The 11,961-nt window shown below is 63.8% G+C and carries 11 protein-coding genes; 5 read left to right on the forward strand and 6 right to left on the reverse strand.

Features of this window, described 5'->3' with window-relative positions:
- Positions 1–75: 75 nt before the first annotated feature.
- The 4 genes from DFLDMN_RS06235 to hisD form a co-directional block, all read right to left on the reverse strand.
- Positions 76–1,089, reverse strand: a complete 1,014-nt coding sequence (locus tag DFLDMN_RS06235; protein ID WP_423197603.1) for an alcohol dehydrogenase catalytic domain-containing protein — start codon at positions 1,087–1,089, stop codon at positions 76–78.
- 73 nt (positions 1,090–1,162) lie between these two features.
- Positions 1,163–2,509, reverse strand: coding sequence for an MFS transporter (locus tag DFLDMN_RS06240; RefSeq protein WP_423197604.1), 1,347 nt, complete (start codon positions 2,507–2,509; stop codon positions 1,163–1,165).
- 111 nt (positions 2,510–2,620) lie between these two features.
- A complete protein-coding gene (gene hpsO / locus DFLDMN_RS06245) occupies positions 2,621–3,406 on the reverse strand; it encodes a (S)-sulfopropanediol 2-dehydrogenase HpsO (protein WP_423197605.1) in 786 nt (261 codons plus the stop codon).
- A gap of 2 nt (positions 3,407–3,408) precedes the next feature.
- Positions 3,409–4,719, reverse strand: coding sequence for a histidinol dehydrogenase (gene hisD / locus DFLDMN_RS06250; RefSeq protein WP_423198337.1), 1,311 nt, complete (start codon positions 4,717–4,719; stop codon positions 3,409–3,411).
- Between the two features lie 236 nt (positions 4,720–4,955).
- On the opposite strand from hisD, the gene DFLDMN_RS06255 reads away from it, so the two are divergent.
- The gene (locus DFLDMN_RS06255; protein WP_423197606.1) at positions 4,956–5,960 is read left to right on the forward strand and encodes a LacI family DNA-binding transcriptional regulator; all 1,005 of its coding nucleotides are present in this window, start codon (positions 4,956–4,958) and stop codon (positions 5,958–5,960) included.
- 154 nt (positions 5,961–6,114) lie between these two features.
- The gene (locus tag DFLDMN_RS06260; protein WP_423198338.1) at positions 6,115–7,671 is read left to right on the forward strand and encodes a methyl-accepting chemotaxis protein; all 1,557 of its coding nucleotides are present in this window, start codon (positions 6,115–6,117) and stop codon (positions 7,669–7,671) included.
- 24 nt (positions 7,672–7,695) lie between these two features.
- Here the strand turns inward: DFLDMN_RS06260 and DFLDMN_RS06265 are convergent, their stop codons facing one another.
- Entirely contained in the window at positions 7,696–8,265 is a 570-nt protein-coding gene (locus DFLDMN_RS06265; protein WP_423197607.1) for a TetR/AcrR family transcriptional regulator, read from the reverse strand.
- Positions 8,266–8,525: 260 nt separating this feature from the next.
- Here DFLDMN_RS06265 and DFLDMN_RS06270 point away from each other — a divergent pair, with 260 nt between their 5' ends.
- Both DFLDMN_RS06270 and DFLDMN_RS06275 read left to right on the forward strand, forming a co-directional pair.
- Complete coding sequence (locus tag DFLDMN_RS06270) at positions 8,526–8,999, forward strand: nuclear transport factor 2 family protein (RefSeq protein WP_423197608.1); 474 nt, start codon at positions 8,526–8,528, stop codon at positions 8,997–8,999.
- Between the two features lie 30 nt (positions 9,000–9,029).
- Complete coding sequence (locus tag DFLDMN_RS06275; RefSeq protein ID WP_423197609.1) at positions 9,030–10,478, forward strand: MFS transporter; 1,449 nt, start codon at positions 9,030–9,032, stop codon at positions 10,476–10,478.
- Positions 10,479–10,543: 65 nt separating this feature from the next.
- Here DFLDMN_RS06275 and DFLDMN_RS06280 read toward each other — a convergent pair whose 3' ends face one another.
- Positions 10,544–11,113 carry a DUF308 domain-containing protein gene (locus DFLDMN_RS06280; protein WP_423197610.1) on the reverse strand — a complete coding sequence of 190 codons (570 nt, stop codon included), beginning with the start codon at positions 11,111–11,113 and terminating at the stop codon, positions 10,544–10,546.
- 239 nt (positions 11,114–11,352) lie between these two features.
- Here DFLDMN_RS06280 and DFLDMN_RS06285 point away from each other — a divergent pair, with 239 nt between their 5' ends.
- Positions 11,353–11,949: a cupin domain-containing protein gene (locus DFLDMN_RS06285; RefSeq protein WP_423197611.1), complete on the forward strand. Its 597-nt coding sequence runs from the start codon at positions 11,353–11,355 to the stop codon at positions 11,947–11,949.
- Positions 11,950–11,961 lie beyond the last annotated feature (12 nt).

Consider the following 11,961-nt stretch of genomic DNA (forward strand, 5'->3'; position numbering starts at 1 on the left):
GGCGCGAGGGCGGCGAGCGCGCTGCCGCCCTTGCGGAATCGCGGTACGAACGCGTCGAGCGATCCCGGGCGAGACTCAGTCCTGCTGCGGTAGCAGCACGACCTTTCCGGCCGCGACGCGCCCGGCAGCCAGGTCGGCGAAAGCGCTCGGGGCGTCCGTCAGGGCGCGTGTTTCCACCCACTCGAGCGAGCCGAAGCTGCCGCTTGCCAGCGCACGGACGGTGGCATGCATATCCGCCATCGTATAGGTGTAGGTACCGAGCAGCGTGATTTCGGCGAGCGTAAGCTTGCGCATGTCTATCTCACTGGACCACGCTTGCAGGCCGATATGCATGATCACGCCGCCCGGCCGCGTGGCTGCCAGCGCAAGATGGCGTGTGGGTGCCGCGCCAACCGCGTCGATAACCACATCGAAGCTCGACTCCGCCGGCGCATTCGCGGTCGGATCCAGGACCTCGCACGCCAGATGGCGCCTGACCGATGCGCGCCGCAAAGCGTTGGTTTCCGCCACGGCCAGGCTCCGGCAGCCATACGCGCCGACCAACGCGCCCGTCAACATCCCGATGGCGCCTCCGCCGATGATCAGCACCCGCGCTTCAGGCAAGGGCCGGCTCATGGCCCGCATGGTCAGGTTGACGGCATGCAGCGCCGTGGCCGCGGGTTCTGTCAATGCGGCGCTCACACTGGGCAGCTCCCCCGGGATGGCAATCGCGCAACGCATGGGGATCGCGAGATATTCCGACAGTGCGCCGGGCCGACTCATGCCCACCATGCCCCTGTTTGCGCAGAGATTGTCGCGACCTTGCAGGCAGTAGTCACAATGCCCGCAGGTGACCAGCGGGTTCGCCGTGACGCGGCGACCCACCGGCAGGCGAGATTCGTCCGACGAAGCGACGACGGTGCCGGCGAACTCGTGACCCAGCACCAGGCCCGGCTTGCGGCGCGGATCGTGGCCATGGTACGCATGCAGATCGGAGCCGCATATGCCGCTGGCGTCGATGCGCAACAGAACCTCACCGGGCACCAGGGCGGGCATCTCGCGTTCCAGTACCGCGACGGCATCGGGCTGTGTATAGACGACGGCTTTCATCGATTTCTTTCCGTTGGTGTGCGTGCGCGATTGGCGCTGGTGGTAGTGGGCAGCCGCATGGAGAGAGGCGCCTTCAGGTCTTCGATGGCGCCAGTCCGACGGCATCCTGGCTGGTGGCGCGGTTCGCGATCCACATCGTGCACCCGGCGCTCATGAGGCCGATCGCCAGTACATAGGCGCACAGATACCAGGGCTGTCCGCCGGCCTTGGCATTCAACCAGGTGGCGATCATGGGCGTCAGGCCGCTGGCGAAGACGCCGGCAAACTGGTACACGAAGGAGATGCCTGTGTACCGCACGCTGGGATCGAATACCTCCGAGAACATCGAGGACATGGTCCCGAACACGGCCGCATGGAAAATCCCGAACGGGATGATGATCGCGGCCCAGACCAGCCAGACATTGCCGCCGGAGTTCTGCATCAGCCAGAAGGCCGGGAATGCGGAGAGCCCGGCCAGCAGTGCGCCGGTGCCATACACCATGGGCCGTCCCAGGCGGTCGGAGACAGCGCCCCAGAGCGGAATGAAGAACGTCATCAGAAAGGCGCCGATCAGTACGCCCAGCAATGCATCGTCACGCGACAGCTTCAGCGTCTGGGTCAGATACGAGAGCGAGAACACGCCGAACACATTGAAGAAGACACCGTCGATGAAACGCGCGCCCATACAGGCAAGGACAACACCCGGGTAGCGACGCAACATGGCCAGGAACGGCAGACCGGAGGGCTTTTCGCGACTATGCTTGACGGTCTCGAACTCCGGGGACTCTTCCACGTGGGTACGCATGTAAGAGCCGATCAGGACCATCGCGGCGCTCAGCAGGAAGGCAATGCGCCATCCCCAGGCCAGGAAATCCGCGTCCGACAGCAGCAGCGACAATACGACGATCACCCCGCTGGCCATGACGAGGCCCAGCGACATACCCGTCTGTGGCAGGCTGGCGAAGAACCCGCGGCGTCCGCTTGGCGCGCTCTCGAAGGTCATCAGGACCGCCCCGCCCCACTCGCCTCCCAGGCCGATGCCTTGCGCGACGCGACACAGCAGCAGCAGGATCGGCGCCCATATGCCGATCTGGCTGTAGGTCGGAATCAGGCCGATGGCCGTGGTGGCCACGCCCATGATCATCAGCGTCAGCACGAGCATCTTCTTGCGTCCGAGCGTATCGCCGAAATGCCCGAAGATGATGCCGCCCAATGGCCGCGCAACGAAGCCGGCCGCAAACGTCGCGTAGGCCAGCAGCGTGCCGACCACGGGATCATCCGACGGAAAGTAGAGCTTGTTGAAGACCAGGCCCGCCACCACGCCATACAGAAAGAAGTCGTACCACTCCACCATCGCGCCGATCGTGCTCGACGTGACGACTTGCCGCAGCTTGCGTCGCGCATTCCTGGCGGACTGCGGCGTCGTTGTCTGGCTGGTCATGTTTGTCTCCTGTGAAGTCTCGCCCGGTGGCGCACTGGCTGCGCTCTATTTCCGGTGTGGGACGGCGGCCACAGTTACGTCGCGCGCCATCATCGGTTTTACTGGATGCGTTTATCGGGCGGTATAGCCTCCGTCCACCATGAAGGTCTGCCCGGTAATGTATGCGGCCATGTCACTGGCAAGGAACGCCGCCAGCCCATGCAGATCCGCCAGCGCGCCGTTGCGCCCCACACAGGTGCGGCTCGCGTGATGCTGTGCCAGCGTCTCGTCCGCAAAGACAGGGCCCGTGAGCGCCGTCGGAAAGAACCCGGGCCCAATCGCGTTGCACGTGATGCCATACGGCGACCACGCCTCGGCAATGGCGCGCGTAAGTTGCACGATGCCGCCCTTGGCGGCGCCGTAGGGCGCGCTGTTGGCAAAGGCGCGATAGGACTGCAGTGAGGCGATGTTCAAGATGCGCCCCCACCCGCGCGCCTTCATGGCAGGCGTCAGCGCCTGCGTCAGAAAGAACGGCGCGCCAAGATGCGTATCGAGCTGCAGCCGCCATGACGCGGGCGTGACCGCGCCGAACGGTTCGCGCAGGTTCATGCCGGCGGCATTGACCAGGATGTCGATGGGCCCGTGCGTGCGCTGCAATGCATCGGCCCATACGGGAATGGCGTCCAGATCCGAAAGATCGCATGGATGCGTTTCGACTGAGATGTCGTGCGCCTGCAGTCCGGCCGCCGCGGCGCGGAGCCGCGACTCTTCCCGGGACGCCAGGATCAGGCGTGCGCCGCACGCTCCCAGCGCCATCGCGATCGCTTCACCGATGCCGGAGCTGCCCCCGGTTACCAGCGCCTGGCGCCCGGACAGATCGGGTACTGGCCGCGCGACGCCGTGTGTGGATCCGCTCATGACTACACCTCGACCGGCGCGCCCATCTCGAGGCGCGCGTCGGGAAAATACTTCGCCATGCGATCGTCCGCGGTACGGGCATGGGCTTCCATTCCTTCCAGCCGCGAAATGCGGGCGGTCACCTGGCCGATCTGGCGCGTGGCTTCGCGCGTCATCTTCTGCCAGGTGAGCGTCTTCATGAACTTGTGCACGGACAGACCGCCCGAGTACCGCGCCGCCCCCTTGGTCGGCAGCACATGATTAGGTCCACTGGTCTTGTCACCGAATGCCACGGTCGTTTCTTCGCCCAGGAACAGCGAGCCATAGCACGTGAGGTTGGCCAGCCACCAGTCAAGATCCTCCGCGTGGACTTCGAGGTGTTCCGAGGCGTAGCGATCGGACAGCTCGACGACCTCCTCACGGCGGTCGCACAGAATCACTTCGCCGTAGTCGCGCCAGGCCGCGCCGGCAGCATCACGCGCAGTGGGCGGCAGCTTGTCGATCAGCACCGGCACGAGTTCCATCACACGCTCTGCCAGCGCACGCGAGGTGGTGAAGAGCCATGCGGGCGACTCATGCCCGTGCTCGGCTTGCCCGACCAGGTCGCTCGCCACGATGGCGGCATCGGCGCTATCGTCGGCAATCACGGCGACTTCCGAGGGGCCCGCAAACACGTCGATGCCGACTTGACCATAAAGCGTGCGCTTGGCCTCTGCCACGAACTTGTTGCCCGGCCCCACCACCACATCGGCGGGCTTGCCGGTGAACAGGCCATAGGCCATCGATGCGATCGCCTGCACGCCGCCCAGGGTCATGATGACATCCGCACCGGCGGCCTGAAACGCGTACAGGACGTGCGGATGAATTCCCTGGCGGCGAAACGGGCTGGAACACGCCACCACCGTCTTGACGCCGGCTGCCTTGGCCGTGGCCACCCCCATGTAAGCGGATGCAATATGGGCATAGCGACCCGCCGGCGCATAGCACCCCACGACGTTCACCGGCAACACGCGCTGGCCGGCGAGCACACCCGGGTGCAGTTCGACGGAGAACTCCTGCAACGAGGCGCGTTGGGCCAGTGCAAAATCCGTGACCTGCCGGATCGCAAAGTCGATATCCGCGCGGACCGAAGCGGGGACGTCCCGCGTTTGCTGGCGGATTTGTTCGGGCGTCAGCACGATCCCGCCCTCCCAGCCATCCAGTTGCCGGGCATAGTCGCGCACGGCATCCTCACCGCGGGCCTGGATCTGGCTGAGCATTTCAGTCACGACTTTCCGGGCTGCGGCCGTTTCCGTCTCGGGCGTCTTCTCCGCTTTCTTCAGGTACGCAATCATCTCGCTTGGTCCTCGTGTTGATCCATATGTAAGCGCTTTCATTTTTATGCAGAGGCTGAAATATTTCGACGAACGGTTGCACTGCAAGCGCTTACATTTAAGGATAGTTGCGGGGCTCGGAATGGCAAGAAAGGGTTTTCCCGCAGGCCGCGTGCCACGCGCCATGGGGATGGGCAGGGGCGGCGCGCCCGTGCAGATATCGGTCACAATTAGACATTCGAGGGCGGAGCCATACAGTGCCGAAATCAAGACTTGAGGACGTAGCCAGACTTGCCGGGGTGTCTACCGCGACGGTATCGCGCGCGCTGTCTGCGCCCTCGCTGGTGCGCGAAGAAACGCTGAGCCGGGTGCGGGATGCCATCGAGACCCTGGGCTACGTGCCCGATGCCTCCGCCCGCACCCTGGCTTCCGGACGCTCGCACACGGTTGCAGCGGTGGTCCCTACCCTCGATAACGCGATCTTCTCCCACGCCATCCAGGAAATGCAGGAAGTGCTGGCGGCCTCCGGCTACCAGCTTCTGCTGGGCTCTCACAACTACGATCCGAAGACAGAGACCGATGTCGTCAAGGCGCTCTCCGAACGCGCGGTCGATGCCATGGTGCTGGTCGGCGCCGACCATGCAACCGAGACCCTGTCGTTACTCAAGCAATCGCGAACGCGCACCATCATCACCTGGGCACTCTCGAACCAGCATCCCTGCATCGGATTCGACAACTTCGAGATCGGGGCGATGGCGGCGAGGTACCTCTACGACCTCGGGCATCGTCGCTTTGGCATGATTTCCGGCATCGCGCGGCATAACGACAGGGCACGCCTGCGCACCGAGGGATTCGTCAGCACCCTGCGCGCACTGCGCGCGGAAGTGCCGTCGCATGCAGCATGCGAGCAGCCTTACTCGTATGCCGGCGGGCGCGCCGGGCTGCGCCAGATCCTGCACCATTCCGGGGCCGTGCCAACCGCCGTATTCTGCGGCAACGACGTGCTCGCGCTTGGCTGCCTGTTCGAGGCGACCACGCTGAACCTCCGCGTACCCGAACAGATTTCCATCGTGGGATGCGACGACCTGCCTATCTCCGCCGAAATCTCGCCCGGCCTCACCACCGTTGCGCTGGAAAGCGGACTACTGGGAAAGAAGACCGCCATCGCGTTGTTGCGCTGGCTTCAGGATGGCACCGATCCCGGCCAGACGAAGATGCCGGTCTCGCTGATCGAGCGTGGCACTACGGCGCCACCCTCGTGAAGTTCCATGAGGTGAAAGGGCTCAGTTGCAGGAATGCCGCGAAGAGCCATTCTTTACCCTACTGAAGTCGGGTTGAGGACATCGCCCGCACAGCCGTTCTGGTGGCGATATACACCAAATGGGAAACGGGGGAAAGATGGCGTTCATCGCTAACATGAGGATTGGCAAGCGACTGGCGCTTGGCTTCTCTTTGATTCTGGTACTTGCGATGGCGATTACCGCTATCGCCATCTACCGGCTCGACAACGTTGCAGCCGCGACGCGCGAGATGATGAAGGTGCCGCTGCTGAAGGAGCGGTTGATCGGCGACTGGTATGCCAATCTGGCATCGGGCATCCGACGCACCAGTGCCATCGCCAAAAGCAGCGATCCCGCGCTGGGTCCCTATTTTGCCGAAGAGGCCGCGGCGTCCTCCAAGAGCTCGGGCGAATTGCAGAAGCAGGTAGAGACCCTGCTTTCCACCGCGGAAGAGAAGGCGCTGTTCAGCAAGCTCGGCGAATCGCGCAAGGCCTACCTGATTTCTCGCGATGACATCAACAAAGCCAAGGCGGCCGGCAATGTCGACGAGGCCATGCGCATTCTGGACAAGGTCTTCACGCCCGCGGCCAATGCCTATCAGGGCGCCATGCGCGAGCTGGTCGAAATGCAGCGCCGGTCCATTGACGATACCGCCAGGAAGATCGACGGCGTCGCCGCCCAGAGCCGCATGCTGCTGTTCGTGCTCGCCTCGCTCGTGCTGACCCTCGGCATCATCTGTGCGTACTTCCTGACGCGCAGCATCAGCCGCCCGCTGGCGGTGGCTGTCGGCGTCTCGCGGCGCGTGGCCGACGGGGACTTGTCCAGCGAGATCGTGGTGACGTCCAGCGACGAAACCGGCGAGTTGTTGCAGGCGCTGAAGGACATGAACGACAAGCTCGGGGGCACGGTCGGCAATATCCGCGCCGCCAGCGTGGCAGTCGCCAGCGCCGCCGGTCAGATTGCCTCCGGCAATCTGGATTTGTCTTCCCGCACCGAGGAGCAGGCTGCCTCGATCGAACAGACCGCGGCCAGCATGGTCCAGCTCACGGAAACGGTGAATCAGAATGCCGACCATGCGCGTCAGGCCACGTCGCTTGCCGGCAGTGCCCGAGAGATGACGGAGTCCGGTCGCTCCGATGTGGCCGCGATGGTGCAGACCGTCAGCGAAGTCAGTGCCGGGTCGACGAAGATTGCCGAGATCACCGGCATGATCGAAGGCATTGCATTCCAGACCAATATCCTCGCGCTCAATGCCGCGGTCGAGGCGGCGCGTGCGGGAGAGCAAGGCCGAGGCTTCGCGGTTGTCGCCGGCGAAGTGCGCTCGCTCGCGCAACGCGCATCCAGCGCAGCCAAGGAAATCAAGGAGCTGATCGAGGCCTCCACCACCAAGGTGCAAGTCGGTGCGCAGCAGGCCCAGGGTGTCAGCGCCGCCATGGAACGGATCAGCACGGCGATCGCCCACGTCTCGAATATCATCCGCGAGATTTCCGCGGCATCCGACGAGCAAAGCAAGAACCTCGAGCAGGTGAGTCTTGCCATTGCCCAGATCGACCAGGTGACTCAGCAGAACGCGGCGCTGGTCGAGGAATCGTCCGCAGCCGCACAGGCGCTGCGCGAGCAGGCCGTCGGCATGAAGGACGATGTGATGTACTTCAAGACTGCGGGCCAGTTCGCACTCGCGCACATCGGCTGATGGAGCGCTCCAGACCCGCCGGCACTACCTGGGCGCCGGCTGGTCCACGGCGGCATCCCAGATCCCCATCGCGTCGGCCACGGCCTTTTCGATCACGGCCTGCCGTACGCGATCCCGGGCGAGTGCGGACAAGCCCTGAAAAAAGCAGTCGAGCGCGATGGACAGCGATGTCGGATCCGTGCTGCTGCGCAGTTCCCCACTTTTGATGCCCCGTACGACGCAGGCGCGGAAGCCGGCGCGCGTGCGACTCCGCACATCGCGGAGCAGCTGGGCACTGGCTTCGCTGCTGGTGGAACTGGCCCCGACGATGCCCATCGCGACCATACAGCCTTTCGGGTGACCACTCTCGGTCTGCATCCTTGCCGACCGGTGCAGCGCCAGAAACACGCCTTCTCGCGGCGGCAGCGACGTGTCATGGAGACTGCGGGTCACCTTGCCATACATCTCCATGTATCGCTCCAGCGCCTCCTTGTACAGCGCTTCCTTCGACTCGAAGGCCGCATAGAAGCTGGGCGCGGAGATGCCTCCGCCGATGGCCGCCTTCAGCTGCGACAAGGACGTGGATTCATAGCCATGCTCCCAGAACAGGTACATCGCCGAAATGATCGCCGCATCGCGGTCGAACGTGCGTGGTCGCCCCCGCTGAACCATGCCCCTCTCCGTCACACAAAGATAAATATACTAGTCGATACATAATTTCTGATCAATTGATCAGGATTTGGTTGACACGGACTTCTCCCTCCACCTATATTTGTACCACTCGATACGTAAATCGTGAGCTGCGCGCGGGGATCGCCACACGAGCCCCGCTCTTTTTTTCTCCATTTATATACCACTCAGTACGTAAATACCTCATGTCCCGAGAACTTGAAGCACGCCTTGACGCCATCGAAAGCCGTTTCGCCATCGATGCGCTGATCGCCAACTACGCCGAAGCGTTCGACACCATGAACATGGAGCTGCTGGCCACGCTCTGGCACCCCGATTCGAAACTGCTGCTTGGTGCGAACGGCAACTCCCACGGCCTGGAGGCCATCCTGGCGCAGGCCCGTATCAACATGAAGCGCATGCCCCACATGCATCATTGGATGGCGAATGCCCTGATCACCGTGGACGGCGACAACGGCCACGGCCTGGTGGCGGCGGACTGTCTGTTTTACGACGTCGATCAGGGCCCGCTCCAGGTGAGCGGCCAGTACCGCGACGTCTATCAGCGACGCGAAGGCCGCTGGGCATTCGTGGAGCGCACCTTCACCATGCACTACGCCATGCCGCTCCAGAACTGGCACCCCATCATGGGAACGGAACGCTTCGACCGTCCGGCCTGACGCGATCCCCAGCCGCCGAGACGCATGCATATGACAACCCCGACAACCTTGACAACCACCTCCACGCGTCGATGGTCGGCGTTCGCGGTGTTGCTGGTGGGAGCATTTCTGCCTCCGCTGGACTTCTTCATCGTGAACGTCGCCCTGCCGTCGATCCAGAGCAACCTCCAGACGAGCGCCGCAGAACTGCAACTCGTCATCTCCGGATACGCCGCGGCGTACGCGGTCTTCCTCATCACCGGAGGGCGTCTGGGCGACCTCTTCGGCCGACGGAAGATCTTCCTGCTCGGCGTCACGGGCTTCGGACTGACATCGGTGATGTGCGGCCTTGCCTCGTCCCCCATCATGCTGATCCTGGGACGTGTGTTGCAGGGCCTGAGCGCCGCGGCCATGGCGCCGCAAGGACTGGCCTCCATTCACGCCCTGTTTCCGGAGAAGGAGCGCGCGCGCGCTTTGGGCCTCTACGGCGCCGCGGTGGGATTGGCCGCCGTCGCGGCGCAGGCGCTCGGAGGGGCGTTGATCTCCGCGGACATCTTTCACCTGGAGTGGCGCATCATCTTTCTGATCAACTTGCCCGTCGTCATTGCCGTCCTGATCTTCGGGCTCCCGTTGCTACCGGACGTCCGCGGTGACAGCCCGGCGCCTGTAGACCGGATCGGGGTGCTGCTCTGCGCCCTGACGCTGGGCTTGCTCATCGTGCCCCTGATCGAGGGGCGAGAGTCGGGTTGGCCGTGGTGGGCCTGCGCCATGCTGATCGCGTGCCCCGTGGCCGGGGTAGCCTTCTGCCGATATGAGGTAGCCTATGCCCGCCGCGGCGGCGTGCCTCTGATCAGCGTGGACCTGATCCGGAGGCCGGGTCTGATGAGCGGGCTTACCGGCGTCCTCTTTTTCTACGTCGTCTCTGCCTTCTTTCTGACGTTCTCCGTCTACCTCCAGGGAGCACTTGGCATGAGCGCGCTGGAAACAGGGCTGGTCTTCCTGCCGTTCGGGGTCGGCGCCTTTATCGGGCCGCTGACCACGCCGCTGGCCATCCGCCTCTTCGGCGACCGCGTCCCTGCCATTGGCATGATGCTCGAGGTCGCCGGCTGCGCCCTCCTCGCCTACCTCGTCGCTGGCGCGCCCGGACAGATGCCGGCGCATCTTCCGTTGATCGTGGCCGTAGGACTTTTGGGATTCGGTCAGGGCTGGGCACTGCCGACGCTGGTGCGCTCGATCATCAACCGTGCGCCGGTGAGCGGTTCCGGGATGATCGCGGGCATCACCAACTCCGCGCTGCAAATCAGCGCGGCACTGGGTGTCGCCATCATCGGCGGCGTGTTCTTCAGTGTCGCAGGGACTTCACCCGATCCGGTAGCCCTGGCCAGGGCACTGGTCGTCGCCATGCTGTGCATCGGCGGCAGTCTGATCGTCGCCGCCGTCCTGTCGATCGTCGCGGCAAGATCGAGCATTCACGCCACGGCAAAGATCGCGCCTGGTTGAGACATCCCGCAGCCACCTTCCCCGGCCCCCGGGAGCGCGCCCTTGCCTGGATGCCATCTACCGCATCAACGCGCCAACGATCCCGACCGTTGGCGCGCGTTCCTGACGGCTTGCCATACCGCGGAAATCAGGAAGTATGCGGCGCCGAACGCCGCGTAAGGCGCTACTGTCGCCACGCTCAGCGGGGCACCCGAACTTGCCTGCTTGAAGAAGAACGCACCGGCCAACGCAGACTGTGCGCCGCTCAGCACCATTAGCCACTGGCCCCCGGCGGTCCTCCAGCGACGGACCGCCGCGGCCAGCTGCAGCACGCCGGCGAAGATTGCCCAGGCGCCAAACACCTTGATCGCCGCAGCCATGCCAGCGGTCAAGGCCACCCCGATAGCGATGGCCACGATCACGCTCACGACGACATTGAATCGCTGCGGAGGATTGGCGCGCAGCCCGCCGCACTTGCTAGCGTCGAGGTAATTCGCGAGCGCATCCCAGGCGGGATACACGACCAGCAAGACCGCACCGAACGCCGGCTGCTGCGTGCCTGCCAGAACGGCAAGCGCGATCCAGACGAGCGAAACGGCCGTCCGAAGAAAATAGTATGTCTGTAGCCATTGATTTGGCGATGGATTGAGCATCATGTTTGAGCCTCGCTGTTGGTCTTACCGAAGGTTACCGTCCGCAGAGCTCGCGTTGAATCGGCTAACTGACCGATGTCTGGAATGTGGCGGGTATCCGCGCCAAACGCATCGCGAGAACAAAAGGAACTGGCATTGTCTGGTTGATCCGTAACCTAGCACAAAATCTTGACTGATCGAACAGTCAGCTACTACACTCGTCTCATCCACCGATCAGCACCTTCAACGTAAAGGAAACTTGCATGGAAAATCAGTCACCGAGGCGCGCACAGGATCCGGTCATCCGGCGTATCGTCACCGGCCATGACGCCAATGGCCGTGCGATCGTTCTCGAAGACCGTACCGCGCCCTCCATTCGGCACAATCCCGCCCATCATGGACATGTCTCCGTGGAGCTGTGGAAAACGGAAGGGGCGCCGGTAGCCGTGACGGCCGCGGAAGCGGATCCCACCACCGGACCCAAGCAGATTCACCCGCCCAGGCACGGCACGGTGTTTCGCATTTCGGAGATTCCTCCCGAAACCGAGGAAATGCGCAACATGGGCCCCGAACAGGTTGCGGAAGTGTTCAAGGCGTTCGGCAACGACAACATTTCCACGTTCGGCAAGGCGCAGCGGCATCCGTTCATGCATCGCACCGAGTCGGTCGATTACGCGGTGGTGCTGGAGGGCGAGGTGTATCTGGTGCTCGATGACAGCGAAGTGCTGGTTTCCGCTGGCGATGTGGTGATCCAGCGCGGTACGAACCATGCATGGAGCAACCGCTCCGGCCAGCCCGCGCGCATGCTCTACGTACTGATCGACGGCAAGTTCGACGACGCGCTCAAGGAGAAGTTCTAACGCGCGGCACGA

The sequence above is a fragment of the Cupriavidus sp. H19C3 genome, assembly GCF_049393815.1.
GTDB lineage: Bacteria > Pseudomonadota > Gammaproteobacteria > Burkholderiales > Burkholderiaceae > Cupriavidus.

What these genes read in the sequence shown, in the direction of transcription:
- DFLDMN_RS06235 (WP_423197603.1), bottom strand. Translation starts at nt 1,089, where the DNA reads ATGAAAGCCGTCGTCTATACACAGCCCGATGCCGTCGCGGTACTGGAA.
- DFLDMN_RS06275 (WP_423197609.1), top strand. Translation starts at nt 9,030, where the DNA reads ATGACAACCCCGACAACCTTGACAACCACCTCCACGCGTCGATGGTCG.
- DFLDMN_RS06280 (WP_423197610.1), bottom strand. Translation starts at nt 11,113, where the DNA reads ATGATGCTCAATCCATCGCCAAATCAATGGCTACAGACATACTATTTT.
- DFLDMN_RS06240 (WP_423197604.1), bottom strand. Translation starts at nt 2,509, where the DNA reads ATGACCAGCCAGACAACGACGCCGCAGTCCGCCAGGAATGCGCGACGC.
- DFLDMN_RS06285 (WP_423197611.1), top strand. Translation starts at nt 11,353, where the DNA reads ATGGAAAATCAGTCACCGAGGCGCGCACAGGATCCGGTCATCCGGCGT.
- hpsO (WP_423197605.1), bottom strand. Translation starts at nt 3,406, where the DNA reads ATGAGCGGATCCACACACGGCGTCGCGCGGCCAGTACCCGATCTGTCC.
- DFLDMN_RS06260 (WP_423198338.1), top strand. Translation starts at nt 6,115, where the DNA reads ATGAGGATTGGCAAGCGACTGGCGCTTGGCTTCTCTTTGATTCTGGTA.
- DFLDMN_RS06265 (WP_423197607.1), bottom strand. Translation starts at nt 8,265, where the DNA reads ATGTACCTGTTCTGGGAGCATGGCTATGAATCCACGTCCTTGTCGCAG.
- hisD (WP_423198337.1), bottom strand. Translation starts at nt 4,719, where the DNA reads ATGATTGCGTACCTGAAGAAAGCGGAGAAGACGCCCGAGACGGAAACG.
- DFLDMN_RS06270 (WP_423197608.1), top strand. Translation starts at nt 8,526, where the DNA reads ATGTCCCGAGAACTTGAAGCACGCCTTGACGCCATCGAAAGCCGTTTC.